Below are 26,906 nucleotides of genomic sequence, written 5' to 3'. Positions count from 1 at the left end.
CGCAGATTCGCCTGATACATTCGATACGGTCGCAACAGCTGACAACCCGGGGTGCGCAACCGGCCCCCGCGCCCGCCCGGTCAGGCCGAGGCGCGCTTGCGCGAGGTGCCGCTCTTGGCGGTGGACTGCTTCTTGGCCGGCGACTTCTTGGCGGCCGCCTTCTTGGCCGTTCCCTTGTTGGAGGCCGCCTTCTTCGCGGGCGGCTTCTTCGCGGACGCCTTCTTGGCCGTGCTCTTTGCGGCGGACTTCTTGGCCGCACCGGAGCCGGAGCCGGAGCCGCCGGAATCCGAACCGCCGGAGCCCGAGCCCGACGCCGCCTTCTTGCGGGAGCCGCCCGACGCCTTGCGGTCCGAGATCGAGGTGACGCCGGCGACGGGCCGCTCGCCCTCGCCGTTCTCCCCGCCGTTCTCCTCCCCGCCCTCGCCCTCCTCGCCGCGGGCCTCCTTCGCGGCCCGGACGCTGCTCTCCAGGGCGGCGATCAGGTCGATGACCTTGCCGCCGCCGGAGGAGCCCTTCTCGGCCGGCTCCGGGACCTCGCCGGACGCCTTGGCGGCGATCATCTCCTCGACCGCCTCGCGGTAGTCGTCGTGCAGCGAGTCCATGTCGACCTCGCCGAGGGTGTCCATCAGGGCGTCCGCGAGGTCGAGCTCGGCGTCGCGCACCGTCACGTCGGACTCCGGCGCGACGCCCTCGGGGGCCCGGATCTCGTCCGGCCAGAGCAGGCCGTGCATGGCGATCACGTCGCCGACCACCCGCAGCATGCCCAGCCGCTCGCGCCCGCGCAGCGCGTACTTGGCCAGCGCCACCTTCCGGCTCCGCTTGAGGGCCTCGCGCAGCAGGGTGTACGGCTTGGCGGCCGGGACCCCGTTGGCGGAGAGGTAGTACGCCGCGTCCATCTGGAGCGGGTCGATCGCGTCGGCCGGTACGAAGGCGACGATCTCGATCGTCTTGGCGGTGGGCAGCGGCAGCTTGCCCAGATCCTCGTCGGTGATCGGGATCATCGTGCCGTCGGCGTCCTCGTACGCCTTGCCGATCTCGGCCGGGGCCACCTCCTCCCCGTCCAGCTCGCACACCTTGCGGTAGCGGATGCGGCCGCCGTCCTCGACGTGGATCTGCCGGAAGGAGACCGAGTGGTTCTCCGTGGCGTTGACCAGCTTGATCGGGATGCTGACCAGCCCGAAGGAGATGGCGCCGTTCCAGATGGACCTCACCGCTTCACCCCTTACATCCGCAATATCCGTAGAAATCGCTTTTGCGTGTGATTCTTATCGTATGACGCCGATCACGGAGGTGGAGGGGCGACGGCTGTCGCTGAGCAATCTGGACAAGGTGCTCTACCCGGCCACCGGCACCACCAAGGGCGAGGTGCTGCACTACTACGCGGCCACGGCGTCCGGGGTGCTGCTCCCGCAGCTGCGGGACCGGCCGGTGTCGTTCCTGCGCTACCCGGACGGGCCGGACGGGCAGCTGTTCTTCACGAAGAACCCGCCGCCCGGTACTCCGTCCTGGGTACACAGGACCCCGGTGCCGCACCGCGAGAGCGAGCCGTCCGAGCAGGTGGTCGTCCAGGATCTGGCCTCCCTGATGTGGGCCGCGAACCTGGTGGTGGAATTCCACACCCCGCAGTGGCGGGCGGAGACGCCCGCGGTGGCCGACCGGCTGGTGTTCGACCTGGACCCGGGGGCGCCCGCCACGGTCGTGGAGTGCTGCCGGGTCGCGCTGTGGCTGCGGGAGCGGCTGGCCGACGACGGGCTCGACGCGTACGGGAAGACCTCGGGGTCCAAGGGTCTGCATCTGCTGGTGCCGATCACCCCCACGGACTCGGCGGCGGTCTCGGCGTACGCGAAGGGGCTGGCCGTCCGGGCGGAGCGGGAGCTCGCGGACCTGGTGGTGCACCGGATGCGGCGGGCGCTGCGGCCGGGCAAGGTGTTCGTCGACTTCAGCCAGAACGCCGCCGCCAAGACCACCGCCACGCCCTACACCCTGCGCGCGCGGGCCGAACCGTCCGTCTCGGCGCCGGTCACCTGGACGGAGATCGAGCAGTGCCGCAGCCCCGGTGAGCTGGTCTTCCTGGCGGGCGACATGGCCGGGCGGCTGGACCGGCACGGCGACCTGCTCGCCCCGCTGAACGAACCCGGCCGGGGCCGGCCGATTCCGGATACCGCGTAGCCGTACGCGCCGGCACTCCTACCGCACAGACGCGAGTTTTGTCATGTCCAAGGGCAAATGGGTACGGGGGGTGGTCGGATTGTCCGAGCCGTGGTGCACACTCTGCGCAGACACTGCTTTCGTGGACGTCGGTGGGGAGGCGATGGCGTGTTCGCGGGGATCGAAGAGGTCGACTGGGCCTCGATGGAGCATGCCTACGGGCCGGCCGACGACGTGCCGGCGCTGCTGCGGGGCCTGGCGTCCCCCGATCCGGCGGAGCGCGAAGGCGCCCTGGACGGGATGTACGGGGCGGTGCACCACCAGGGCGACGTCTACGCGTGCACGCTCGCCTGCATCCCCTTCCTCTTCGAGCTGGTGGCCGATCCGGCGGTCCCGGACCGGGGCGACATAGTCGAGCTGCTCACCAGCATCGGCGGCATCGACCTGGGCGAGGACGACGAGGAGGAGATCGACGAGGACGAGGCGGAGGGCGCGGCGAACTACGCGATGGCGGCGGCCGCCGTCTCCGCCGGCGCCGGGGTCTTCTTCCCGCTGATGGCCGACCCGGACCAGGGCCTGCGGCTCTCCGCCCCGCTCGCCCTGGCCACCCTGCACGACGACCCGGCCCGGGTGCTGGTCCTGCTGCGGGAGCGGCTGGCGGTGGAGGCGGACGAGGAGGTGCGGCTCGCGCTGGTCGAGGCGGCCGGGCGGCTCGCGCTGCGCCACCGGCCGCTGGCCGCGCCGGTCGCCGACTGGCTGAGCCGGCTGGCCGCCGAGGCCAATCCGCCGGGGCTGCGGCTGGCGGCCCTGGCCCAGCTGGCGCGCTGCGCGCCGCGCTCGCTGCCGGGCGATGTGGTGCCGCTGGTGACGGGGCTGCTGCGGCAACTGCGTACGCTCCCCGACCCGGCGGGCGCCCGGCCCTGCGGTGCCAAGCCCGCCGCCCCCGAGGCCGCCCCGGTGGCGCTGCTGGGGCAGTTGCGGGCGCCGGCCGCCGAGGAGAGCGCGGGGCGGACCGCGCCCTGGACGGCCGATCTGCTGCGCACCCTGCACATCGGGCTCGACGACCGCGTCACCGAACGCACGGAGCTGCTCACCGATCAGCTGCGCAGCCCCGACCCCTGGCAGCGCGCCGACGCCGTGCGCATGAGCGGCGGGCTCATGGGCGACTGGCGGGGTTCCTACGCGGAGCTGGTCGGGCTGGTGGGCGAGCAGCTCGCCTCGCCCGATCCGAAGCTCGCGGAGGCCGCTTCGCATCTGCTGGAGGGCCTGTTCGGCCTGGCCGCGCCCGCGGCGGACGCGCTGGCGGCGCGGGTCGCGGCGGACCCCGGGGCCTGGGTGCGGGAGTGGGCGGGCGGGCGGCCGACGCTCGGCAGCGCGGTGAAGGCCCTGGCCCGGCTGGGCGACGCCCGCGCGCTGCCCGCCCTGGCCGCGGCGCTCGACCGCCCGGACGTGCCGTACGACGTGGGGCCCGGCATCGGCTTCCTGGGCGAGGCGGCCCGGCCGCTGGCCGGCGCGCTGCGGAGCCGGCTGGGCGAGGTGGTGCTCGACGAGCAGGCGTACGACCGGGCGGGCCCGCTGCTGACCGGGCTGACCGCGCTGCGGGCGGGCGAGGCCGCGCCGGAGGTGCTGCGGGTGCTGCGCGGCACCGAGGCGTTCCGGGGCGAGTGGCTGCGTACGGCGGCGCTGCGGGCGCTGGCCTCCTTCGGGCCGGCCGCCGGCTGCGCGGTGCCCGAGCTGCGGGCGCTGATGCGGCACACCGGGACGACGGAGTCGGTCGAGGCGGCCGAGGCGCTGTGGGCGGTGGAGGGGGACGCCGGCGCGGTGCTCCCGGTGCTGGTCGAGGGGCTCGCGACCCAGAACGTGTACGTGGCGCGTGCGGCGGCGAGCGCGCTGGGGCGGCTGGGCGGGCGGGCGGCGGCGACCGCGCCGGGGCTGCGGTCGCTGCTGCGCCACGAGGAGCTGTGGCTGCGGGTGGACGCGGCGATCGCGCTGTGGGAGGTTTCCGGGCGGGCCGAGGAGTCCGTCCCGGTGCTGCTGGCGGCCTGGGAGCAGAATCGTCACGTCCGGGTCCGGGTGGCGGAATGCCTGGCGCGGATGGGGCCCGCTGACGCGGGGTCGGACGCGGCGCACGTGCTGTTCGCCGAGCTCACCTCCGTACGCCGGCACAACGCGATGGACGGCGGGTACGGCAGCCATGACACGTACACCGACGAAAAGCTGCTGGCGCTCTGCCGCCGGGCGCTCCTGGGGAACACGGGGAAGGAACCCACATGATCATCTTTGGCACGCGAGGCTATCTCTACCAGTTGGCCGTCCTGACGCTGGTCTGCGGCTGGTGCGGGAATCCGGCCGCGCACACGCTGCGCAAGCGGGTCACGAAGTTCACGCTGTTCTTCGTGCCGCTGTTCCCCTTCTCCACCAAGTTCGCCACGCAGTGCACGTTCTGCGGCGGTGAGCAGCGGATACCCAAGGAGCAGGCCGACCAGCTGCTGGCCCAGCACATGGCGGCGCAGGGCGGCAACCCGTACGGGCAGGCCCAGCAGCCGGGCTACGCACCGGGCGCGCCGGGGCAGGGCCAGGGTCAGAACCCGTACCAGCACTGACCGCGGCAGGCTGACTGACTGCGCATCAGCACTAAATACACATAAGAGACTTCCTTCCGAATAAGGTCGACGGGGCGGACGGGCCCTCCCCGGTCCGCTCCCCGGAAACCCCCGGATCGGAGGAAGTCATGCGGCGTCCGCGGCTGCTGCCCGCCCTCGTGGCCGTCGCCGGTGCCGCGCTGCTGGCCGGCTGCGGCACGGGCGGGGAGCTGCGGAGCGCCGGCCGGATGCCGGCCGCGGTCGGTCCGGTGCGCCTGTGGCCGACGCTGCCCCCGGCGTCCGCCGCCCCGTACGACTACGGCGAGGGCGAGACCGCGCGCATCCCCGGCATCCGGGTCCCGGGCGGCGATGTGCGCCGGCTGGACCCGGTGGCGGTGGTGCGGGCGGGGCTGAAGGCGCTGCCCGACCGGTCCAGCGGGGTCGACGAGCTGCCGGACCGGACGGTGGAGCAGATCAACGCCTGCCGCGACGCGCCCCGTTCCTGCCCGGTCCTGCCGCCCTACTTCCGGGACCTCACCGGGGACGGCAAGGACGAGATGGTCCTCGCGATCCGGCTGGCCGGCCGTCAGCTCTCGGTCCGGGTCTACATGCCGGACGCGGGCGCGCTGATCCGCATCATGTCCACGTCGGACGCGGTGATCAGCGTGGAGCTGGCCGGCCGGGACCTGATCATGCGGGCGCCGTCGGCGATCACGGGCTACGAGTACCGCACGGCGTGGTCCTGGGACGACCGGCAGCGCGCGATGCTTCCCACGCAGGACGAGATCCTGCGCATCGGGCAGGACAAGGGGCACCCGCCGAGCCCGCGCCCCTCCGCCCGCCGCACGCCCCGGCCCACGGCCTCCGTCCCGGCGGAGCGCCGATGAGCCGCCGGGCGAGGACGACGCGGCGCCGGCGCCGGCTGCGGCTGCCCGCCTGGACCGCCACGCTCACCTGGAAGTCGGCGGTCTTCATCACCGTGATGTGCTGCGTGCTGGCCGCGCTCCTCGGCGTGCTGGTCCACACCGCGGTCACCCGCCAGACGGTCGGCCACGCCCGCGAGAAGGCGCTCGCCCGGCTCACCGAGGTGTCCCGCGCCTACGAGGCGGGCGAGGCGCTCCCGCCGCGCTCCGGGGTGGACCCGCCGGGGCTGCCCGCGCGGCTTCGGGCCCTGGCGGCGGGCGGGCGGCGCGGCACCATGGTCGCCGGGCACCTGGGGCGCCCGGCGATGTGGGCGGCCACCCCGGCGGACGACGGGCGGGCGCTGGCCGCCTGGACCGACTACAGCCAGAGCGCCCGCACGATCAACGGCCTGGACGGGGCGATCCTCGGCTCCTCGCTGCTGGCGATCGGCGCCACCCTGCTGGTCGGCGCGTTCGCCGTCACCCGGGTCACCCGGCGGCTGCACCAGACCGCGCGGGTGGCCCGGCGGATCGGAGCGGGCGATCTGGACGCCCGCGTCAACGACCCGCGTACGGCGGACCCCGCGCGCCGGCAGGACGAGGTCGCCGTCGTCGCCGGGGCGCTCGACACGATGGCGTCGGCGCTCCAGCGCAAGCTCCAGGCCGAGCAGCGCTTCACCGCCGATGTGGCGCACGAGCTGCGCACCCCGCTGACCGGTCTGTCGGCCGCCGCCGAACTGCTGCCGCCGGGACGGCCGTCCGAGCTGGTGCAGGACCGGGCGCGGGCCCTGCGCGCCCTGACCGAGGACCTGCTGGAGATCTCGCGCCTCGACGCCCGTACCGAACACGTCGATCTCGATGTGCACGAACTGGCCCCGCTCGCCGCGGGCGTGGTGCGGGCCTCGGGCACGGACACCGAGGTCGTCGTCACCGGGGAGCCGGTACGCGTCGAGACGGACCGGCGGCGCCTGGAACGGGTGCTGGGCAACCTGATCAGCAACGCGCACCGGCACGGCACGCCGCCCGTGGTGCTGACGGTCGACGGGCCGGTGGTGACCGTACGCGACCACGGCGACGGCTTCCCCGAGTACCTGACGGCGGGCGGCCCACAGCGCTTCCGCACCGAGGCCGGCGGCAAGGGGCACGGCCTCGGGCTGACCATCGCAGCCGGGCAGGCCGAGGTGATGGGCGCCGCGCTGTCCTTCGGGAACGCGCCGGACGGCGGGGCGGTGGCCCGGCTGACGCTGCCGCACTACGTACACCTCGACGAGGAGGAGTCCCCGGGCACCGCCTGAGGGCTCCCCGTAAACCTCCACACCTGAACATAAGGGAAATACCACCCGCCTCTTGCTACGTTGCGGGGCATGACCGCATCGACGGCGGACGCACCCCCGCCCGTGCTGCGCCTGCCCAAGCGGCGCGGCGTGGAACTCTCGCTCCTCATCGGGGCCGTCCTCATCTCCGTCTACGGCTACGCCGCGGTCGGGCTGGCCCACGACGACGCGGTCCCGCCCGACGTCGCCGGATACGGCGGCGGCCTCGGGCTGCTCGCGCTGCTCGCCCATCTCGCGGTCCGCTTCCGCGCCCCGTACGCCGATCCGCTGCTGCTGCCCATCGCCGTCCTGCTCAACGGCCTCGGTCTGGTGCTGATCTACCGGCTGGACCTGGAGACGCCGGGCGACCGGGCGGCGACGACCCAGCTGATCTGGTCCACGCTCGGCGTCGCGTTCTTCATCGCGGTGGTGGTGTTCCTGCGCGACCACCGGGTGCTCCAGCGCTACGCGTACCTCTCGGTCGCCGCCGCGCTCGTCCTGATGATCGTGCCGATCTTCTTCCCGGCGGTGAACGGGGCGAAGATCTGGATCAGGGTCGCCGGCTTCTCCTTCCAGCCCGGCGAGTTCGCCAAGATCCTGCTCGCGGTGTTCTTCGCCGCCTACCTCGCGGCGAACCACAACGCCCTCGCGTACACCGGCCGCAGGATCTGGAAGCTCCAGCTGCCCACCGGGCGGGTGCTCGGGCCGATCGTGGCGATCTGGCTGCTCAGCGTCGGCGTCCTGGTCCTGGAACGCGATCTCGGCACCTCGCTGCTGTTCTTCGGGCTGTTCGTGATCCTGCTGTACGTGGCGACGGGGCGGACCGGCTGGATCGCGGTCGGGCTGCTGCTCGCGGCGGTCGGCGCGTTCGTCGTGGGCTCCTTCGAACCGCATGTGCACAGCCGGGTGCAGGACTGGCTCGACCCGTTCGCCTCGATCGACGCCGGCCGGGGGCCGGGCCAGCTCGCCCAGTCGCTGTTCGCCTTCGCCGCCGGCGGGATGCTCGGCACCGGCCTCGGGCTCGGCCACTCGGTCCTCATCGGGTTCGCCGCCAAGTCCGACTTCATCCTGGCGACGGCCGGCGAGGAGCTGGGCCTCGCCGGGCTGACCGCCGTCTTCCTGCTGTACGCGCTGCTGGTGGCGCGCGGATTCCGGGCCGGGCTCGCGCTGCGCGACGCGTTCGGGCGGCTGCTGTCGATCGGGCTCGCCTCGATCCTGGCGCTCCAGGTGTTCGTGATCGCGGGCGGGGTGATGGGGCTGATCCCGCTGACGGGGATGGCGATGCCGTTCCTCGCGCAGGGCGGTTCGTCCGTGGTGACCAACTGGATCATCGTGGCGCTGCTGATCCGGGTCAGCGATGTCGCCCGCCGGCCGCCGCCGGACGAGGTGGAGGCCGGGGTCGTCGCCCCGGCCCCGTCCCTCCCGGAGGGCGAGCGGTGATCCGCCACATCCGGCACGCCGCCGCGTTCTGCCTGCTGCTGCTCGTCGCGCTGCTGGTGAACGCCGCCCGCGTCCAGGTCTTCGAGGCCGACGAGCTGGACGACAACCCCGCCAACCGCCGTAACACCATCGCCCGTTACGACCAGCCGCGCGGCAACATCCTGGTCGACGGCCGGCCCGTCACCGGCTCGAAGGACACCGGCGAGCAGCTCGCCCACGAGCGGACCTACCGCTACGGCCCGCTGTACGCCCCGGTGACCGGATACGCCTCGCAGACGTACGGCACCACGCTCATCGAGAACGCCGAGGACGCGGTCCTCTCCGGCACGGACCCGCTGCTCGCCCCGCTCCCCCTGTGGAACGAGGTCACCCGGGACCGGCAGCCGGGCGGTGACGTCGTCACCACCGTCAACGACGCGATGCAGCGGGCCGCCTACCGGGGGCTCGGCAACCGGCGGGGCGCGGTCGCGGCCATCGAGCCGGCGACGGGCCGCGTCCTCGCGCTGGTCTCGACCCCGTCGTACGACCCCGGGCGGCTGTCCGGCACCGGCTCGTCGGTCACCGACGCCTGGCGGGAGCTGAACGCGGCGGACAGCCGGCCCATGCTCAACCGCGCGATCCGGCAGACCTATCCGCCCGGCTCCACGTTCAAGATCGTGACGGCGGCCGCGGCCCTGGACGCGGAGGTCGTCACCGATCCGGACGCGGCGACCGACACCCCGTCGCCCTATGTGCTGCCGGGCACCTCCACCGTCCTGCCCAACGAGTCGCGCGGCTGCGCCAAGGCGTCGCTGGCGGACGCGATCCGGGTCTCGTGCAACACCGTGATGGCGCACCTGGGGGTGGAGGTCGGGCTCGACGGGATGGTGGCGGCGGCCGGCCGGTTCGGCTTCAACGACACGGACCTGAAGATCCCGTCGGGGGTGGCGAAGAGCAACTTCGACCGGGAGATGAGCGACGACCAGCTGGCACAGTCCTCGATCGGGCAGTTCGACACCACGGCGACCCCGCTCCAGATGGCGATGGTGGCGGCGGCCGTCGCCAACGGCGGGGAGCTGATGTACCCGCACCTGGTGGAGCGGACGACCAAGCACAGCGGCGCGACGGTGCGCACGACCGGTTCGCGCTCCTACCACCGGGCGATGGAACCGACGACGGCGATGCGGCTGCGGCAGATGATGGTCGACGTGGTGGAGGACGGTACGGGCACGAACGCGGCGATCGACGGGGCGACGGTCGGCGGCAAGACCGGCACCGCCCAGCACGGCGTCGACAACTCGGACCTGCCGTACGCCTGGTTCATCTCCTGGGCGCAGGCCGACGGCGCGGCCCGCCCGGCGGTGGCGGTCGCCGTGGTCGTCGAGGACGCCGAGGCCGACCGGGCCGACATCAGCGGCGGCGGCAGCGCGGCGCCGATCGCGCGTGCCGTGATGGAAGCGGCCCTGGAAGACTGAGCCGGTGACGGAATCCTGGGACGTGCGCGGGGCGCTGGCCGCGATCGGGCGCGAGGACCCGCGGCTGTGCGCGTTCCTCGACGTCCGGCCCGAGGAGGCGCTCGCCCGGCTCCCGGCCGCGTCCCGCCTCCCCCTGGCCGGGCTCCCGTTCGCGGTGAAGGGCCCGGCCGGTATCCGCGGGTACGCGGCCCGGCGGCTGATCGCGGCCGGTGGCGTCCCGGTCGGCTCGACCTCCGTGCCCGGCCCGGGGACGCGCTGGCAGACCTGGGGGCTCGGCGCGCACGGGCGCACCGTCAATCCGTGGCGGCCGGACCGGACCCCGGGCGGTTCGTCGGCCGGTTCGGCGGTGGCGGTCGCGGCGGGCCTGGTCCCGCTGGCGACCGGCAGCGACGGGGCGGGGTCGGTGCGCATCCCGGCCGCCTGGTGCGGGGTGTTCGGGCTGAAGACGACGAACGGGCTGCTGCCGTCGCCGGACCGGTCGGGGCTCGCGTCGGCCGGGGTGCTGGCAGCTTCGGCGGCCGGTGCGGAGACGTATCTGCGCCACGTCCTGGACGGCTACGCGCCGGTGGCCCCCGTGCTGCCCCTGTCCGCCGCCTACAGCCCGGACCTGGGGTTCGCGGAGACCGACCCGGAGGTGGCGGCCGTGGTGCGGGGCGCGGTGCGGCGGCTGGTGGCGGCCGGGGTGGTGCGGCCGGCCGGGGGCGGGTGCGAGCTGCTGGACCCGGCGGCGGCCTGGCACGCGGTACGCGGCGGGGACGTGCCGCCGCCGGAGGCGGAGCTGCGCGGGGAGAACGACCGCCGGCTGGACGCCTTCTTCGCCCGCACCCCGCTGCTCCTGACCCCCGTCACCCCGAACCGCCCGCACGGCCACGAGGGTCCGGGCGAGACCTACTCCACGTCACTGACCTGGGCGTTCAACCTGAGCGGGCATCCGGCGGCGAGCGTGCCCGCCGGGTTCACCGCGGACGGCTGCCCGGTCGGGCTCCAACTGGTGGCCGACCGGGGCCGGGACGCGGAGCTGCTGGGCGTGGCCGGGGCTGTGGAGCGTGTTCTGCCGCCGGTCGTGGGGTGAGGGAGACGAACGGCCCGTACACGTACCCGAGTACCGCATCCGAGTACGGGTACTCAGGACCGCGCCGGCCCGAGGCAGCAGCCTGGACACCGACAGCCACCCCCAGAAGGAGCCCCACCGTGCGCACAGCCCGTCGTCCCCGCCGCCTCCGGACCGCCACCGCAGCCCTCGCCGTCACGGGCGTGGCCCTGGCCGTGCTCACGTCCGCCTGTTCCACGGCGGACGCGGTGTGCTCCGGCGGCGAGTACCCGGTGCTGTACGTGGGCAGTACCGGGAGCGCCTGTGTGCCGGACGGCCAGGAGCCGCCCAAGGGGTACGCCCGTTACCCGGAGGGCAAGGTCCCGGAGCACGTGGACGACAAGTGGTGGACGTACTGGAACACCCACACCCTGGACGCCGACGGGAACATCATCGAGGTCTCGGACTGACCGGCTGACCGGCTGACCGGCTGGCGGACGGTCAGCCCGCCCGCGTGGCCTCGATCGGCTTGCGCATCTCCTCGCGCACCCGGGCCGTTTCGAGCGCCGCCCGGTCGAGGTCGACCTTCTCCGGGTCCTGCAAGGCGCTCTCGGCGGTGACGACGGCGACGAAGGAGGCGGTGTTGCTGTCGCCCCACGCGCACATCGGGAGCGTGGTGGTGACGGCCCCCTCCTTCGAGCTGACGACCTGGCAGGAGACGGTGATGCCGTAGCCCTCGGGGGTGAACTCCCGGGCGGGCACGGCCATGGTCATCCCGTCGGCCTCGGCTGCCCCCTCCAGGATCTTGTCGCGGGAGAACTCCGGTGACTTGATGCGCCCCCACATCCCGGAGACGACCAGGGTTCCACCGCTCTTGGAGGTGTACTGGGTGACCACCGCCTTCGGGTCGCGGATGGTCGGGTCGTAGGTGTCCTCGATGTCCTTCCCGTCCGTGGCCGAGGTGTCCTCGAACAGGGTGTACTCGTCGTCCAGCAGGGTCTTCGGCACGGTCAGCCGGTATTCGGCCGCGGGGAAGCTCCCGGCCGTCGGAAGCTTGCCGTCGTCCGCCCCGTCCATCAGCCGCACGACCCCGAAGGCGACGCCGCCGGCCACCACGAGCGCCCCCGCGACGGCCGCGGCGATCAGGCCGGCCCTGTTCCGCCGGGGCGGCGGCATCCCCGGGAACCCGGGCCCGCCGGGCACCGCGCCCCAGGGCGAGGGCGGCGTCGGGGCGCCCTGCGGATATCCGTACGGGGGCGGCTGCTGTCCGGGCAGCGGCTGCTGGGCGTACGGATTCTGCTGGGGCTGCGGCGGGCCGTAGGGGCCCTGGGGCGCGCCGTACGGGCCCTGCGGCGGCGGGGGCGGGGGCGTGGTCATGGCGCCCAAGCTACGGCATCGGGACGAACACGATTTCGAGGCCCGGTCAGTGTCCGGCCGCGCTGTCGATGGCGGCGGACGGGTAGGGCGTGCGCCTGCTCACCGTCAGCAGGCCGCGGTGGAATCCGTCCAGGACGACGGCGGGCGCGGCATGCCGGTCGACGAGCGCGGCCACCTCGGGCGGTACGCCGCCGGGCCGGTCGCCCGCGATCCAGTCGCGCAGGAAGGCGGCGTCGCGCACCCCGTCGAAGAGGTGGTGGCGCAGCAGGTGGCCGGCGACGTAGTGGCGGTCGTAGGCGAGGTGGCCGGCCAGGAACGCGGACTCCTCGGCGGAGAGGTCGAACGTGGAGCTCAGCGCGAGGCCGAAGTCCGCGAAGCGGATCGCGTGCCCGTCGGTCAGGACGTTGTGGAAGTGGGCGTCGAAGTGGACGAACCCGTGCGCGCCCATGAAGCCGGCGCCGCGCGCGAGGGCGGCGTCCAGCCAGGCGTACGGCGGGTCCTCGCCGCCCCTCGCGGCGGCCTCGCGGCGCTCGCCGAGCCAGGCGGCGAGGGTGTGCGGCACGTGTTCCAGGAAGAGCACCAGGCTCGCCGCGGACCGGCCGATCGCCTCCAGCCGTTCGCGGACGGCCGGGTGGCCCTCCCAGTGGGCCACCGCTCCTTCGATGCCGCCGAATTCGTCGGTGAAGCCCTCGGGCGGGGAGTCGGGCAGGACCCGCCAGTGGTACATCAGCGGGAAGTCCGGGTACGCCCCGGTGCGGACCCAGTCGGTGGTGAGGACGTGCGCGGCCAGCTCCCGCCAGGCTCCGAAGCCGGCCGAGCCGATCCCGTACTGGTAGAAGACCGGCAGCCCGAAGAGGTTGGCGGTCGAGCGTGCGTTGCGCGGGCGCAGTTCGAGTTCGGTCAGGGGCACCCGCTTGACGAAGACCCGGGTGCCGCCCACGTCCAGCTCCGCCGACCTGCCGCCCAGACCGGAGCCCAGCGGGGCGGCCGAGGCTACGGCCTCGCCGATCCGGCGGTCGCTCATCCGGGAGAGCCGGGCCGAGGCCCGGTCGTGGGCGGCCAGGCGTGCGCGGTGGCGCTCAGACTCCTGCCGCATCCACCCCGCCCTGGCTGATCGCCTCGGCCACTTCCGCCACCCGTGCCCGCTCCTCCGCCTCGAAGCGGTCCTTGTCCAGCTGCTCGGCTATTTCCTCGTCCCTCGCCATGAGGAGGTCCAGATCGGAGTCGCCGAGTTCGAGGACGCCCATGTCGACGTAGGCCTTCTGCAGCCGCTCGCCCCACAGGCCGATGTCCTTGACGCACGGGACTATCCGGCTGAACAGCAGCTTACGGAAGAGCTGGAGGTATTCGGAGTGCTCGGAGAGATCCTTCGCCTCCTGCTTGCCGATGCCGAAGTTCTCCAGGACCTCCACCCCGCTGAGCCGGTCGCGCATCAGGTAGCAGCCCTCGATGACGAACTCCTCGCGCTCGCGCAGTTCCGCGTCGCTGAGCTGCCGGTAGTAGTCGCGCAGCGCCATCCGCCCGAAGGCGACGTGCCGGGCCTCGTCCTGCATGACGTACGCGAGGATCTGCTTGGGCAGCGGCTTGGTCGTGGTGTCGCGGATCATGCCGAACGCGGCCAGGGCCAGGCCCTCGATGAGGACCTGCATGCCGAGGTAGGGCATGTCCCAGCGGGAGTCGCGCAGGGTGTCGCCGAGCAGCCCCTGGAGGTTGTCGTTGACCGGGTAGAGCATCCCCATCTTCTCGTGCAGGAACCGGCTGTATATCTCCGCGTGCCGGGCCTCGTCCATGGCCTGGGTCGCGGAGTAGAACTTGGCGTCCAGGTCGGGTACGGACTCGGTGATCCGGGCGGCGCAGATCATCGCGCCCTGCTCACCGTGCAGGAACTGGCTGAACTGCCAGGCGGTGTAGTGCTTGCGCAGCTCGCCCCGGTCCCTCTCGGTCATCTTCGTCCAGTGCGGGGTGCCGTACAGGGTCAGCGCCTCGTCGGGGGTGCCGAGCGGGTCGGTCGGGTCGACCTCCAGGCTCCAGTCGATGCGCTTGTTGCCGTCCCACTGCTTGTCCTTGCCCTTCTGGTACAGGGCGAGGAGGCGCTCGCGGCCGTCGTCGTAGTCCCAGCTGAAGCGTGCGGCGCCGGAGGCGGGCACCTCCCACAGCGGCTGTTTTGGGGCGGTGGTGTAGAGGTCGTGGGTCGACACGGACGGCTCCTTCGCCTCGCGTACGTCGTAACACAGCGCGTTACCGGCTCAGTTGGCAGGTTCACATGTTGGTAGACGCGGGGTCAACAAGTCGTGCGCAGGGGATTGACTGCCTTGCTGACACGCAGTCTCATAATGGGTGACCGTCGGTAACCCATGTGTGAGGTGCCCCCAGCCATGACGACCGTGACCGAAAGCGATCTGCAGACCCTCCGTGACGCGCTCGGCCCGCTGCGCGGCCGCGAACAGATCGCGGAACGGCTGCTGGAGGCGTCGGCCAAGCACTCCTTCGACCCGGACAAGGAGCTCGACTGGGACTCGCCGCCCGAGGACGGCAAGTGGTTCTGGCCGCCGGAGCTGGTCTCCCTCTACGACACCCCGCTGTGGAAGCGCATGGGGCACGACCAGCGGCTCGAACTGGCCCGGCACGAGGCCGCTTCGCTGGCCTCGCTGGGCATCTGGTTCGAGATCATCCTCATGCAGCTGCTGGTCCGGCACATCTACGACAAGCCCGCGACCAGCAACCACGTCCGCTACGCGCTCACCGAGATAGCCGACGAGTGCCGCCACTCGATGATGTTCGGCCGGATGATCACCTGGGGCGACGGGCCCACCTACTCCGTACCGCGCAGGTACCACAACATGGCCCGCGTCCTGAAGAGCGTCTCCACGACGCCCGGTTCGTTCGCCGGCACGCTCCTCGGCGAGGAGATCCTCGACTGGATGCAGCGCCTCACCTTCCCCGACGAGCGCGTCCAGCCCCTGGTGCGCGGGGTGACCCGCATCCATGTGATCGAGGAGGCCCGGCATGTGCGTTACGCCCGCGAGGAGCTGCGCCGCCAGATGGTGACCGCCCCGCGCTGGGAACGCGAACTGGCCCGGCTGAGCTGCGGCGAGGCGGCCCGCGTCTTCTCCGTCTGCTTCGTCAACCCGCGGGTGTACGAGAACGTCGGGCTGGACCGCCACGAGGCCGTCGCCCAGGTACGGGCCAGCGGCCACCGGGCCGAGGTCATGCAGACGGGCGCCAAGCGGCTGACCGACTTCTTCGAGGACATCGGGGTCCTCAACGGCGTGGGACGCAGGCTGTGGAAGAAGTCGGGACTGCTGGCCTGAGGGCGACAGCCCTTAGGCTTGCCGGTATGACTGCCGCAGCCGCGCCGCCCGCGCGCGCGTACCGAAGGCTCAGCGTCGAGGAGCGGCGCACCCAGCTGCTCGGTGCGGCGCTCACCCTCTTCGCCCACCGGGCCCCCGACGAGGTCTCGCTCGACGAGGTCGCGACGGTGGCCGGGGTGTCCCGCCCGCTGGTCTACCGCTACTTCCCCGGCGGGCGGCAGCAGTTGTACGAGGCGGCGCTCAGGTCGGCGGCGGAGCAGCTGAAGCTGTGCTTCGCCGAGCCGGCCGAGGGCCCGCCGACCGAGCGGGTGGTGCGCGTCCTGGACCGCTATCTGGCCTTCGTGGACGAGCACGACGCCGGTTTCAGCGCCCTGCTGCGCGGCGGCAGCGTCGCCGAGACGTCCCGGACGGGCACCATCGTGGACGAGGTCCGGCGGGCGGCGGCCGAGCAGATCCTCCTGCACCTGGGCCACGACGCGCAGAGCGAGCCCGCGCCCCGGCTGAGCATGATGGTGCGCACCTGGATCGCGGCGGTCGAGGCCGCCTCGCTGATCTGGCTGGACGAGGGCAAGCGGCCGGACGCGTCCGAGCTGCGCGACTGGCTGGTCGACCAGTTCATCGGCCTCCTCGCCGTCACCTCGGCCTCCGACCCGCAGACCGCCTCCGCCGTGGCCGCGCTGCTGCCCCTGGAGAACATCACGGGCCCGGCCGGCCGGCTGGCGGACCGGCTCGCCCCGCTCGTCGGGGTGGCCGCGCATCTGCTGCCGCCGGACTGATCGGTCAGACTGGCCGGGTGAGAAGCGAGAACACCGCCTTCGTCGGCGGCCCGCTGGACGGCCGGGTCCTGCCCGTCCTCACGGGCGCGACCGGCCACCCGCCCAAGTGGTACGAGGTCCCCGTCCCGGACGCCGCCGGCGGACCCGCCACCGTGTACGCGTACCGCAGGGCCCCGGCCGGATACTCGAAACGGCTGGGCATCCAGCGGGGCTGGGTGTACGAGTACGTCCCCGAGGGCCGCGAACGCCACAAGCCCCGGTGGCCCTGGTCCAAACCGGGGAACGATGGCGGAAAGGGGCAGCGGGAACTGCCCGACTAGGATCGGCCGTCTGGTCCAGGGACGGCCGGACGGTCACAAAAGGGGGGTCGCCATGGAGGCGCTGCGTCAGGACGATCCGGGGCGCTTCGGGCCGTACACCGTGCTGGCCCGCCTGCGGGAGACGGCCGCTTCGGTGCTGTACCTCGCGCGCGGCGAGACGGCGCAGGACCTCGTCGTCGTCACCGCGGCCCGGCCCGAGCTCGCCGCGCTGCCCGCCTTCCGGCACCGCTTCGACGCGGAGGCGCGTATCGCCGACCGGCTGGCCGGCGGCTGGGTCGCCGAGGTGCTCGACGCCCCCGCGGACGGCTCCGGCGAGGACGACCGCCCGTGGACCGCGTCGGCTTACGTGCCCGCGCTGACCCTGACCGAGGCGATCGGGACCGTGGGCCCGCTGCCCGAGCGCGCCGTGCGGATACTGGGCGCCGGCATCGCCGAGACCCTCTCGCGCGTGCACGCCACCGGGACGGTGTTCCAGGGCCTCTCCCCCCGGACCGTGCTGCTCGCCGAGGACGGCCCCTGGCTCACCGCGTTCGGCCCGCTGGGCGCGGCGGCCGGGGCCGAGGCCGGTCCGGGCGGCGGGCTCTCCGTACGGCTCGGCCATCTGACCCCGGAACAGCTCGCGGGCGAGACGGCGGGCCCGGCCTCCGACCTCTTCGTGCTCGGTCTGCTGCTCGCCTACGCGGCGACCGGGACCACCCCGCTGGCGGACGCCGAGCGCATCGCCCGGGGCGAACCCGAACTCGGGGACGTCCCGGAGGCGTTGCGCGACCTGATCGCCAGGTGCCTGGCGAAGGACCCGGCCGCCCGCCCCGGCGCGGGGACGGTGGCCGCCGAACTGGCGCTGGAGGGCGCCGCCGGTCTCGCGGCGGGCGGCTGGCTGCCGGGCCGGCTGTCGGCCGCCGTGGCCGCGCAGGGCGTCAGGGCCGGCCGCCTGGCGGCCGGGGCCGAGCCGGGCGGGCCCGTCCCCGCGCCCGTGAATGAATCCGTTTCCGTCAAGAACGTGTCTGTGGAGAACCCCGTGCCCGATCACAATCCGGCGTCCGAAGAGAACCCCTCGGGTGCCCAGGGCGCGAACGCCCCGAAGTCCTACGGTGACGTCTGGGACGCCGTGGCCCCCGCGCCGCCCCCCATACAGGACGCGGTGCCCGGCGTCTTTGACGCCGTACCCCCGCACCACCAGGCGCCGCCCCCGCACCACCAGGCGCCGCCCCCGCCCGCCTGGCAGCAGCCGACCGTCGCCGCGCCGGGCCCCATCCCCTCCACCCCGGCGCCGCCGCCCGACACCCACACCACGCAGCTCAAGGCCATCGGCGGCCCCGCCGCCCCCTGGCCGAACCCGGGGACGTACGAGCAGCAGCCGTACGCCCAGACCGCGCCGCCCCCGCAGCCGCTGCCCGTGCCCCTGCCTCCGGCGCCCATCCCCAACATCGCCCCGCCCGCCGAGCCCCGCCGGGGCGGCATGGGCCGGCGGGGCCTGCTGATCGGGGCCGCCGCGGGTGTGGCCGGACTGCTGGCCGGGGGCGGGACCCTGTACGCGCTCACGTCCGGCGACGACGACAAGCCGAAGGACGACCCCAAGCCCGCGCCCACCACCGCCGGGCCCAGCCTCTCCGGAGTCGCCCCGCAGCCGCTCTGGATCCACACCCACCCGGCGGACGAGCCGCTGCCGCTGACCGCCGCGCTCTGGAACGACCGGCTGCTGGTGCTGACGGACCAGAGCCATGTGAGCGCGGTCGATCTGCGCACCGGACGCCGGCTCTGGGAGAACGCGGACGGCGCCAAGGGGCAGGCCGCCCTCGCCGCGGGCGAGGAGCACTGCTTCGTGGCGGGCCCCTCGGAGTTCCTGTGGCTCTCGGCGAAGGACGGCCGGGTCGCCCACCGGGTGGCGTACGCCGACGGCTTCGAGGACGCGCCGGACCTGTCGGTGCGCACGCTCGTCGGATCGGCCGGGACGACCATCTGGTTCACCGGCTCGCACAAGGCCACCGTGAAGGCGCCCGCGCCCAAGAAGGGCGAGAAGCGCGGCAAGGACAAGCAGGTGGTGAGGTCGTACCTGTTCGCGTACGACGTCGTGGGGCGCAAGGAGCTGTGGCGGACGCCGGTGCCCAACGGCCGCGGCCCGATCGCGCCCGTCTTCCGGCTGATCGCGGTCCGGCCGGACGCCGTCATCGTGCGGCAGGACCATCTGACGCTCACCCCCGCGGCCCTGAAGGCGGCCAAGAAGAAGGGCATCTTCCGCAGCTTCGACCGGGAGACCGGCAAGGCCCAGTGGAGCCGCAGGTTCGGCAGCGTCACCCTCGACGGGGCGGCCGTGGGCGACGCGGAAGGCGTGCTGTACGCGGCGAACGGCACCGGCCTGCGCGCCTTCGAGACGCCCGCGGGCAAGGCGAAGTGGACGCTGAAGGGCACCGGCAAGACGGTCTTCGGGCCCTCGGTCGTGACGGGCGACCTGCTGCACACCACCAACAGCAACCAGGAGGTGGGGGCCGTCGACCGCGGGAACGGCAAGCTGAAGTGGCGCCGGTCCACGGAGTCGGCGGAGACCAAGGCGCCCGCGGTCACCGTCACCAAGAGCGGCGACACCGTGTTCGCGGCGGGCTACGGCCAGGTCACCGCGTTCTCGGGGGCCGACGGGCGGCGGCTGTGGAAGTTCCAGGACATCGGCAACCAGGACCCGGACGGCGAGACGGTGAAGGCCGGCTACCAGGTGCTGACGTACGGCAAGACGGCGATCGTGCGGCGCGGCCGCACGGTCTACGCGTTCCCGGTGGCCTGACCGCGCCGGCCGGAGGGCGGGCCGCCGCCTTCCGGGGGAATCCGGGGGCGCCGGCCCGCCGCCACACCCCCGGGTTCTTGCATCGCCCGGCGCCGGGTGAGCGTATGGATGGATTGCGCTCACTCATGGGGTAGTCGCACGATTCGCCCCGGTTGTGGAGGTGAAGTCGTGTCGGGCACTTGGCTGCGTTCCCTCGGCACAACGGCGCTGGCCGCCGTCGTCGTGACCTCTCCGGGCACCGCCGTCGCGGCGCCCTCGCCCGGTCCCGGGGAGCCGTCCGGCGCGGCGTCGGCCTCCGGGGCCGCCGACAGCAGTGCCGCCGGGCTGCTGAGCGAGTTGCAGCGGCTGTACCAGCAGGCGGAGGAGGCCACCGAGGCCTACAACGGCACGGCGGCCGAGCTGAAGAAGCGGGCCGCGAAGGCGAAGGAGCTCGACGCCGCACTCGTCACCGCCCGGCTCGCCCTCTCCCGCAGCCGCGACGCCGCCGGCCGGCTGGCCCGCGAGCAGTACCAGGGCCGGTCCGACCTCTCCGCGTATCTGCGGCTGCTGCTGATGCGCGACCCCGAACACGCCCTGGACCAGGGGCAGGTCATCCAGCGGCTGGCCGCCGGGCGGGCGGCGACCGTCCGGCGGCTCGGTACGGCCGAGAAGCGGGCCGACGAGCTGGCGAAGGAGTCCCGCAAGGTGCTGGACGAGCAGCAGGTGCTCGCCGCCCGGCAGAAGAAGGAACGCGACACCGTGCGGACCCGGCTGAAAGAGGTGGAGGCGAAGCTCGCCACGCTCTCCGCGGACCAGCTCGCCGAAGTCTCCGGTCTCGAACAGAAGACCACCGACCAGGCGCAGAGCGCCCTGGTCGCCTCCGGCGCGCTCTCCTCGTTCCGCCCGCCGTCCGCGCAGGGCGCCGCAGCCGTCCGGTACGCGGTCCGGCAGATCGGCAAGCCGTACGTGTGGGGCGCCCAGGGGCCGGATTCGTTCGACTGCTCCGGGCTGACCTCGCAGGCCTGGGCGAACGCCGGACGTACCATCGCGCGCACTTCGCAGGAGCAGTGGCGGCAGCTGCCCCGGGTGCCGATGAACGCGCTGCGCCCCGGCGACCTGGTGGTCTACTTCCCGAAGGCGACCCATGTGGCGCTGTACATCGGCAACGGCCAGGTGGTGCAGGCGCCCCGGCCGGGCTCGCGGGTGAAGGTCTCCCCCGTGGCGTCCAATCCGGTCCTGGGCGCGGTGCGGCCGGACCCGGAGGGCGCCGCGATGGCCACGTACCGGGCGCCCGAGCTGCCCGCCGGCTCGTCCGCCGGCTCCGACGAGGGGTACGCCTCCTCCTCGGCCCCGGCCTCGTAGCGGCCGGGGCGCGGGAGTCCGCAGGACCTGCTCAGGCGGCGGGTCCCGTGACCGAGGCCAGGTAGGCGTTCGTCTTCTCCGGGTCGTAGAAGAAGTTCTCGAAGTCCGCCGGGTCGTTGAAGCCGTTGGCGAAGCGGTCCGCGACCGGCTGGAGCTGTCCGCCCGCACCGATGAGGTTCAGGACGTGCTCCGGCGGGACCCCGAGCATGGCGTTCGTCCACTTCGTGACGTGCTGGGCGGTGTCCCAGTAGCGGTCGAAGGTGGCCCGCATCCAGGTCTCGTCGAACTCCCGGTCGCCGTGCTCGACGATCGCGTCCAGGTAGGCGTCGGCGCACTTGGAGGCCGAGTTGGAGCCCTGGCCGGTGATCGGGTCGTTGGCGACGACGACGTCCGCCACTCCGAGGACCAGGCCGCCGCCGGGCAGCCGGCCGACGGGCTTGCGCACGGTCGGGGCGTAGCGGCCCGCGAGGGTGCCGTTGGCGTCGGTCAGCTCGACCTTGGTGGCGCGGGCGTACTCCCAGGGGGTGAACCGCTCCATCAGCTCCAGCGTCTTGGCCAGGTGCTCGGAGGGGTCCTTGATGCCCTGGAACGCGTCGAGCGGGCCGCCCGGGACGCCTTCCCAGAACAGGATGTCCGCGCGGCCCGATGTGGTCAGGGTCGGCATCACGAAGAGTTCGCCGACACCGGGGACCAGGTTGCAGCGGACCGCGTCGAAGTCGGGGTGCTCGGGGCGCGGGCCCATGCCGTGGACGTACGCCACGGACAGCGCGCGCTGCGGGGCGTCGTACGGCGAGCGGGACGCGTCCCGGCCGAACATCGAGACCAGCTCGCCCTTGCCGGCCGCGACCATCACCAGGTCGTAGGCGCGGGAGAAGTAGTCCAGGTCGGAGACGGCGGCGCCGTGGATGACGAGCTGGCCGCCGCGCTGGGCGAAGGTCTCCATCCAGCCGGCCATCTTGACCCGCTGGTCCACGGACTGGGCGTAGCCGTCCAGCCTGCCGACCCAGTCGACGGCCCGCGAGAAGTCGGGGGCGGCGACCGAGACGCCGAGGCCCTCGATGCGCGGGGCCTGCGACTCCCAGAAGTTCAGCTGGTAGTCCCGCTCGTGCTGGAGCGCGGTGTGGAACATACACTGCGTCGACATGACCCGGCCGGAGCGGATCTCGTCGGCCGTGCGGTTGGACATGAGGGTGACTTCGTACCCCTTGGACTGAAGTCCGAGGGCGAGCTGGAGCCCGGACTGACCGGCTCCGACTATGAGTATCTTCCGCATCGCGGTTCTCCGTTGTGTGTGGCTGGGGCTACCCGGGGCCGGCGTCGAGTGCGTGGCCGACCAGGGCCAGCAGCGACTCGACGACGGTGATCCTGCTGCGCGCGTCCATGATCACCACGGGGACGTGCGCGGGGACGGTCAGGGCCTCCCGGACGTCCTCCGCCTCGAACCCGGGCGTGCCCTCGAAGTGGTTGACGGCCACGATGTACGGGAGTCCGCAGCTCTCGAAGTAGTCGAGGGCGGGGAAACAGTCGGCGAGCCGCCGGGTGTCGGCCATGACGACCGCGCCGATCGCGCCGCGCACCAGGTCGTCCCACATGAACCAGAAGCGCTGCTGGCCCGGGGTGCCGAAGACGTACAGCACCAGGTCGTCGTCCAGCGTGAGCCGGCCGAAGTCCATGGCGACGGTCGTCGTGGTCTTTTCGGGCGTGGCGTCGAGGTCGTCGATGCCCTCGCCGGCCCGGGTCATCATCGCCTCGGTCTGGAGCGGGGCGATCTCCGAGACCGAGGTCACGAAGGTGGTCTTGCCGACGCCGAAGCCGCCCGCGACCACGATCTTGGTGGCGATCGGGGCCCTGGTGCGGTCCAGCTGCCAGGGCTGGAGCTTCTCCTCGGGCCGGCCCTCCGGCCCCGGCTGCCGCGGGGCGAACAGCGGCGACTCAGAGACGACGGAGTCCATCGAGCACCCTTTCGAGCAGTGCGCGGTCGGGCTGGCCGGTGCCGTGACCGGTCCCGTACACGCGGATCTTTCCCTGGTCGGCCAAGTCGCTGAGCAGCACCCGGACCACGCCGAGCGGCATCTTCAGCAGGGCCGAGACCTCCGCGACGGTACGCATCCGGCGGCAGATCTCGACAATGGCCCTGAGCTCCGGCATCAGTCGCGATGCCAGGTTCCCGCCGGTGAGTTCGCGGCGCTCGTCGGGCGCCTCCAGCGCGGCGACGAACGTCTCGACCAGCAGCACGTGCCCGAAGCGGGTGCGGCCACCGGTCAGCGAGTACGGGCGGACCCGCGCGGGCCGTTTGCCGGCCCCCCGGACGGGAAGCTTGCGGGCCGGTCCGGCGGCGGCATGGCTCACTGGGCGCTCTCCATCGATTTGCGCAGTTCACTGCGGAGTTCGGGGGTGAGTACGTGTCCGGCCCGGCCGACGAACAGCGCCATGTGGTACGCGATGACGCTCATGTCGCAGTCGGGTGCGGCGTGCACCCCGAGCAGCGAGCCGTCGCTGATCGACATGACGAAGACGCTGCCCTCCTCCATCGCGACCATGGTCTGTTTGACGCCGCCGCCCTCCATCAGCTTCGCGGCGCCGGCCGTGAGGCTGCCGATGCCGGAGACGATGGTCGCCAGGTCGGCGCTGGAGCCGCGCGGACCGCTGGGTTTTCCCTCTTCGGAGGCGCTGAGGTGGCCGGGGTCGGAGGAGAGCAGCATCAGCCCGTCGGACGAGACGACGGTGACCGAGTGGACCCCTGGCACCTCCTCCACCAGATTGCTCAGCAACCAGTGAAGGTTCCGGGCCTCGGTGCTCAGCCCGAATGTGCTGGGCGCAGTCAACTGCGTGCCTCCTCGACTGTGTCCCCCGTCTCTTCGGTCCGGCCGTCGCTACGGCCTGCCGGCTCGGCCTGCTCGGTCCGTGTGGTGCCTCCGGCCGGTCCTGTGCCCTCGGCGATCTCCGCCTCTACGTCGCGGCGGCCGTCCTTCGCCCCCTGGTGGAAGCCGCCGAGCCGGCGCCGCAGGGCCTCCTTGTCGACGCTCCCCCCGCGCTCGGCGGCGGGAGCCCCGGCGGGCCGGACGATCTTGGGGGTCCGCTTGGGGAGGCCCTTGTCGGTGATCCGTCCGGCCTCGGGCTCGCGGGGGCCGGGGACGGTGCCGGTGGCTTCCCGGGCCTCGGCCGCCTCGGGTTCCCCCGTCGGGGTGCCGCTGTGCGGGCCCTCGTCGGGGGCGCGCTCGTGGCGGTCGGGGCCGATGGCGTACGGGCCGCCGGCGGTCGTGGGCTCGGGGACCTCGCCGGAGCGCGGCGGGCGCGGCAGGCGCACCTGGAGGGTGGCTTCGGGGTCGTTCTCGGGGTCGGGGGCGGGGGCGGCGGGGTCGGGGGCGGACTGCGCGGCCGGGAGGGGCTCGGGGGCGGAGGCCGCTTCGGGGGTCTCCGTGGGCTCGTCGAACTCGTCGGGCTCGTCGGGCTCGGGCTCCGGGGCGGCGGGGGCCTCAGCGTCCTCAGCGGCCTCCGCGTCCGTCGTGGTCTCAGCGGTCTCCGGGGCCTGCGGGGCCTCGGCGTCCGTCGTGGCCTCGGCGTCCGCTGTGGTCTCCGTGACCTCGGCCGCCCCCGACGCGGCGATCGCGCGTTCCGCCGCCGCGATCATCGGGTCGTCGGACGTCGACGGGCCGCGCCCCGGCAGCGTGTTGGAGTTGGCCTCGGCCACCGAGCCCGGCAGGTTCAGTGCGGGCGCCTCGCCGGCCGTGGTGACCGGCGGCGGGGTGGCGGCCGGGAGCGCCTTCGGCAGCAGGGCCTCGGGGAGCACGACGACGGCCGTCACCCCGCTGCCCTTCTGCTCGCGCAGCTCCACCCGTACGCCGTGGCGCGCGGCGAGCAGCGAGGTCACCTGGAGGCCGAGTCCTGCCCCGTCCGCGTTCTGCTCGCCGGCCTCGAAGAGCGTCGGATCGGCGAGGCGGGTGTTCAGCTCACCCATCCGTACCGAGGACATGCCGATGCCCTCGTCCTGGACGGAGAGCATGACCTCGCCGGTCTCCAGCAGCCAGCCGGAGAGCTGGACGTGGGAGTCGGGCGGGGAGAAGGAGGTCGCGTTCTCCAGGAGTTCCGCGACCAGGTGGCTGAGGTCGTCGGCGGCGAACCCGGCGACCTGGGCGTGCGGCGGGAGGGACTGGATGGTGACCCGCTCGTACCGCTCGATCTCGCTGACGGCCGCGCGCAGGACGTCGACCAGCGGGATCGGGCCCGGGTGCCCGTGGCCGTGCTCGGCGCCCGCGAGGACCAGCATGTTCTCGCTGTGGCGGCGCATGACCGTGGCCATGTGGTCGAGCTTGAAGAGCGTGCCGAGCCGCTCCGGGTCCTGCTCGCGCTCCTCCAGCGACTCGATGACGCCGAGCTGGCGCTCGACCAGGCCCAGGGTGCGCAGCGAGAGGTTGACGAAGGTGTGGTGGACGGTGTTCTTCAGCTTCTCCAGCTGGGCCGTGAGGTCGGCGGTGCGGACCTGGAGTTCGGCGCGCTGGACGGTGAGGGTCTCGCGTCCGGCGACCAGCTCGGCGCGCTCGGTCTCCAGGGACTCGAAGCGCCCGTTGAACTCCGTCAGCAGCCCGTGCAGCTGACCGTGCAGGGCGTTGATGGAGCGGACGACCTGGGCGAACTCGTCGTTGCGACCGGTGTAGCGGACCGGCTCGGCGGTGGCGGGCTCCGCCGCGAGCCGGGCGGCGCCGATCCGCAGTACGGCCAGCGGCTGGGTGAGGGTGCGGGCGACGGCGGTGGAGACGCCGACGGCGACGAGCAGACAGCCGCCGAGGAGCGCGATGCGCAGTTCGAGGGCCGTGACGTCGTCGTCGCGGAGCTGCCCGAGCCGCTGGACCTGTGTGGTGCCGAGGGCGGACTCCACCGAGCGCATCCGGTCGACCCGGGCGGAGAGCGCCGCGGCGACCTTCTTGGTGCTCACCTTCAGGTCGTTGTCGGACAGCTCGGGGCGGTCGGTGAGTTCGGCGAGGTACTTCTCGGCGCTGTTGACCTCGGGGCCGGTGACAATGGAGGCCAGCTTGTCGCGGGCGGTCGTACCGGCGGACTGGTCGAACCCGGCGAGCGCGGACAGCTCGCCGACCCGGGCCTGCTGGGCGGCGGCGCTCAGCGCGTCGCGGGTGCGGTCCTCCTTGGTCTCGCCCTCGTCCTCGGTCCGGACGGGGAGACCGGTGAACGGGTCGATCCGCGGGGCCGCCGGCTCCGGGCGGGGCACGGCGAGCGCGGCGAGCAGCAGCCCTCGGGTGGCGGCGGCCTGTTCGGTGGCACGGCCGAGCGCCTGCGGGGTGCGGGTCTCCTCCGCGGCGCGCGGCGGGGTGTCCCTGGCCAGCTCGTCGGCGAGGCCGTGGAGCTTGGCGATGACCTCGGAGTACGCCTGGTGGGCCTCCAGCGCCGTGCCCTTGCCGCTGACCGCGTCGCGGCGCAGGGAGGGGATGGTGGACAGGTCACGGCGGAGGTCGGCGGGGGCCGCGTCCCTGATCTCGTCCACCTGCTGGTCGACGCGGGCGCTCCGGCTGCCCGGCTCGCCCGCACGGCCCCCGGCGATGTACGTGGTGACCTCGTCGCGCTCGTCGGCGAGGGAGTGGGCGAGCGAGATGGCCTGCTGGTTCAGCTCGGCGAGGGTGACCAGCTGCTGCGCGTCGGTGAGGTCGGACGAGGCGGCGAGCACCGCGGGCGTCCCGGCGGCTATGACGGTGATCCCGACGACGGCCACACCCGCGACCAGCCTGGTGCGGACGCGTACGGTGCGGCCGCTCCCGGCCCCGGCAGTCGGCGCCGCCTCGGAACCGCTGTTGCTGCCGCCCTTGCTCCGAGGCCGCTTCTTCTGCACCGGTGCTCGCAATCTTGACTCGTCCGCCCTTGAAGCAGAGGTGACGCACGGTCACAAGAACGAGCGCCCCGCCCCCTGGTACGGCTTCCGACCATTCCAGTGCTTTTGCGCAGGGGGCGCGCATCAACCGCTCCGCCACTCGAACGAGTGAACATCACTCCCGAGTTGGCGAACAAGTCACGCCGCCGGGCGCCGGCGCCCCCCACGGCCACCGGCTGGAACTTCCGGGCAGGCTTTGGCAGGATGCCCGCCCGCATCCCGGGGCGGAGCACGCCCTTCCGCCTCGCTCACCCGCCT

23 protein-coding genes are annotated in these 26,906 nt (G+C 73.4%); 14 read left to right on the top strand and 9 right to left on the bottom strand.

Features of this window, described 5'->3' with window-relative positions:
• Nucleotides 1-80: 80 nt before the first annotated feature.
• Nucleotides 81-1,211, bottom strand: a complete 1,131-nt coding sequence (gene ku, locus P8A18_RS23890) for a non-homologous end joining protein Ku (RefSeq protein ID WP_306057461.1) — start codon at nucleotides 1,209-1,211, stop codon at nucleotides 81-83.
• A gap of 61 nt (nucleotides 1,212-1,272) precedes the next feature.
• On the opposite strand from ku, the gene ligD reads away from it, so the two are divergent.
• The 9 genes from ligD (at nucleotide 1,273) to P8A18_RS23845 (ending at nucleotide 11,339) form a co-directional block, all read left to right on the top strand.
• A complete protein-coding gene (ligD, locus tag P8A18_RS23885; RefSeq protein WP_306057459.1) occupies nucleotides 1,273-2,169 on the top strand; it encodes a non-homologous end-joining DNA ligase in 897 nt (298 codons plus the stop codon).
• Nucleotides 2,170-2,316: 147 nt separating this feature from the next.
• Nucleotides 2,317-4,422, top strand: coding sequence for a HEAT repeat domain-containing protein (locus P8A18_RS23880; RefSeq protein WP_306057457.1), 2,106 nt, complete (start codon nucleotides 2,317-2,319; stop codon nucleotides 4,420-4,422).
• Complete coding sequence (locus P8A18_RS23875; RefSeq protein ID WP_306057455.1) at nucleotides 4,419-4,751, top strand: zinc ribbon domain-containing protein; 333 nt, start codon at nucleotides 4,419-4,421, stop codon at nucleotides 4,749-4,751. The genes P8A18_RS23880 and P8A18_RS23875 overlap by 4 nt, the downstream gene beginning before the upstream one ends.
• 128 nt (nucleotides 4,752-4,879) lie before the next feature.
• Nucleotides 4,880-5,617, top strand: coding sequence for a hypothetical protein (locus P8A18_RS23870; RefSeq protein ID WP_306057453.1), 738 nt, complete (start codon nucleotides 4,880-4,882; stop codon nucleotides 5,615-5,617).
• Entirely contained in the window at nucleotides 5,614-6,927 is a 1,314-nt protein-coding gene (locus tag P8A18_RS23865; RefSeq protein WP_306057451.1) for an ATP-binding protein, read from the top strand. Before P8A18_RS23870 ends, P8A18_RS23865 begins: the two co-directional genes overlap by 4 nt.
• 69 nt (nucleotides 6,928-6,996) lie before the next feature.
• Nucleotides 6,997-8,385, top strand: coding sequence for an FtsW/RodA/SpoVE family cell cycle protein (locus P8A18_RS23860; RefSeq protein ID WP_018550008.1), 1,389 nt, complete (start codon nucleotides 6,997-6,999; stop codon nucleotides 8,383-8,385).
• Complete coding sequence (locus P8A18_RS23855) at nucleotides 8,382-9,839, top strand: penicillin-binding transpeptidase domain-containing protein (protein ID WP_306057448.1); 1,458 nt, start codon at nucleotides 8,382-8,384, stop codon at nucleotides 9,837-9,839. The genes P8A18_RS23860 and P8A18_RS23855 overlap by 4 nt, the downstream gene beginning before the upstream one ends.
• A gap of 4 nt (nucleotides 9,840-9,843) precedes the next feature.
• On the top strand, nucleotides 9,844-10,911 hold the full coding sequence (locus P8A18_RS23850; protein WP_306057446.1) for an amidase: 1,068 nt from the start codon (nucleotides 9,844-9,846) through the stop codon (nucleotides 10,909-10,911).
• A gap of 119 nt (nucleotides 10,912-11,030) precedes the next feature.
• On the top strand, nucleotides 11,031-11,339 hold the full coding sequence (locus tag P8A18_RS23845; RefSeq protein ID WP_306057444.1) for an SCO0607 family lipoprotein: 309 nt from the start codon (nucleotides 11,031-11,033) through the stop codon (nucleotides 11,337-11,339).
• A 31-nt stretch (nucleotides 11,340-11,370) separates the two neighbouring features.
• On the opposite strand, the gene P8A18_RS23840 is transcribed toward P8A18_RS23845, so the two are convergent.
• From P8A18_RS23840 to P8A18_RS23830, 3 genes are read right to left on the bottom strand one after another with little or no spacing between them, the layout of a single operon-like run.
• Complete coding sequence (locus P8A18_RS23840) at nucleotides 11,371-12,246, bottom strand: hypothetical protein (RefSeq protein WP_306057443.1); 876 nt, start codon at nucleotides 12,244-12,246, stop codon at nucleotides 11,371-11,373.
• Nucleotides 12,247-12,292: 46 nt separating this feature from the next.
• Nucleotides 12,293-13,342: a protein kinase family protein gene (locus P8A18_RS23835; protein ID WP_306057441.1), complete on the bottom strand. Its 1,050-nt coding sequence runs from the start codon at nucleotides 13,340-13,342 to the stop codon at nucleotides 12,293-12,295.
• Entirely contained in the window at nucleotides 13,326-14,444 is a 1,119-nt protein-coding gene (locus P8A18_RS23830; protein WP_306057439.1) for a ferritin-like domain-containing protein, read from the bottom strand. The genes P8A18_RS23835 and P8A18_RS23830 overlap by 17 nt, the downstream gene beginning before the upstream one ends.
• Before the next feature lie 177 nt (nucleotides 14,445-14,621).
• Here P8A18_RS23830 and P8A18_RS23825 point away from each other — a divergent pair, with 177 nt between their 5' ends.
• The 5 genes from P8A18_RS23825 to P8A18_RS23805 all read left to right on the top strand — a co-directional run bounded on the left by P8A18_RS23825 (nucleotide 14,622) and on the right by P8A18_RS23805 (nucleotide 20,770).
• Nucleotides 14,622-15,557, top strand: a complete 936-nt coding sequence (locus tag P8A18_RS23825; RefSeq protein WP_306057437.1) for an AurF N-oxygenase family protein — start codon at nucleotides 14,622-14,624, stop codon at nucleotides 15,555-15,557.
• A gap of 26 nt (nucleotides 15,558-15,583) precedes the next feature.
• Nucleotides 15,584-16,333, top strand: a complete 750-nt coding sequence (locus P8A18_RS23820; protein WP_306057435.1) for a TetR/AcrR family transcriptional regulator — start codon at nucleotides 15,584-15,586, stop codon at nucleotides 16,331-16,333.
• A 17-nt stretch (nucleotides 16,334-16,350) separates the two neighbouring features.
• Nucleotides 16,351-16,653, top strand: a complete 303-nt coding sequence (locus P8A18_RS23815; RefSeq protein ID WP_306057433.1) for a DUF8847 domain-containing protein — start codon at nucleotides 16,351-16,353, stop codon at nucleotides 16,651-16,653.
• 52 nt (nucleotides 16,654-16,705) lie between these two features.
• Nucleotides 16,706-19,429, top strand: coding sequence for an outer membrane protein assembly factor BamB family protein (locus P8A18_RS23810; RefSeq protein WP_306057431.1), 2,724 nt, complete (start codon nucleotides 16,706-16,708; stop codon nucleotides 19,427-19,429).
• A 168-nt stretch (nucleotides 19,430-19,597) separates the two neighbouring features.
• On the top strand, nucleotides 19,598-20,770 hold the full coding sequence (locus P8A18_RS23805) for a C40 family peptidase (protein ID WP_306057429.1): 1,173 nt from the start codon (nucleotides 19,598-19,600) through the stop codon (nucleotides 20,768-20,770).
• A 31-nt stretch (nucleotides 20,771-20,801) separates the two neighbouring features.
• Here P8A18_RS23805 and P8A18_RS23800 read toward each other — a convergent pair whose 3' ends face one another.
• Genes P8A18_RS23800 through P8A18_RS23780 form a run of 5 tightly spaced genes read right to left on the bottom strand, consistent with a single transcriptional unit; the run spans nucleotide 20,802 to nucleotide 26,609 of the window.
• The gene (locus P8A18_RS23800) at nucleotides 20,802-22,043 is read right to left on the bottom strand and encodes a styrene monooxygenase/indole monooxygenase family protein (protein ID WP_306057427.1); all 1,242 of its coding nucleotides are present in this window, start codon (nucleotides 22,041-22,043) and stop codon (nucleotides 20,802-20,804) included.
• 28 nt (nucleotides 22,044-22,071) lie between these two features.
• Nucleotides 22,072-22,722: a GTP-binding protein gene (locus P8A18_RS23795; RefSeq protein ID WP_306057426.1), complete on the bottom strand. Its 651-nt coding sequence runs from the start codon at nucleotides 22,720-22,722 to the stop codon at nucleotides 22,072-22,074.
• Nucleotides 22,703-23,119 (bottom strand): DUF742 domain-containing protein, encoded by a 417-nt coding sequence (locus P8A18_RS23790; RefSeq protein ID WP_306057425.1) that lies wholly within the window; start codon nucleotides 23,117-23,119, stop codon nucleotides 22,703-22,705. Before P8A18_RS23790 ends, P8A18_RS23795 begins: the two co-directional genes overlap by 20 nt.
• A complete protein-coding gene (locus P8A18_RS23785) occupies nucleotides 23,116-23,595 on the bottom strand; it encodes a roadblock/LC7 domain-containing protein (RefSeq protein WP_306057423.1) in 480 nt (159 codons plus the stop codon). The genes P8A18_RS23790 and P8A18_RS23785 overlap by 4 nt, the downstream gene beginning before the upstream one ends.
• Nucleotides 23,592-26,609: a sensor histidine kinase gene (locus P8A18_RS23780; RefSeq protein ID WP_306057421.1), complete on the bottom strand. Its 3,018-nt coding sequence runs from the start codon at nucleotides 26,607-26,609 to the stop codon at nucleotides 23,592-23,594. Before P8A18_RS23780 ends, P8A18_RS23785 begins: the two co-directional genes overlap by 4 nt.
• Nucleotides 26,610-26,906 lie beyond the last annotated feature (297 nt).

Origin of the sequence: Streptomyces sp. Mut1 (assembly GCF_030719295.1) — a bacterium.
Lineage (GTDB): Bacteria > Actinomycetota > Actinomycetes > Streptomycetales > Streptomycetaceae > Streptomyces > Streptomyces castrisilvae.
Note: the sequence above shows the minus strand (reverse complement) of the source record. Positions and strands in the feature narration are given on the sequence as shown.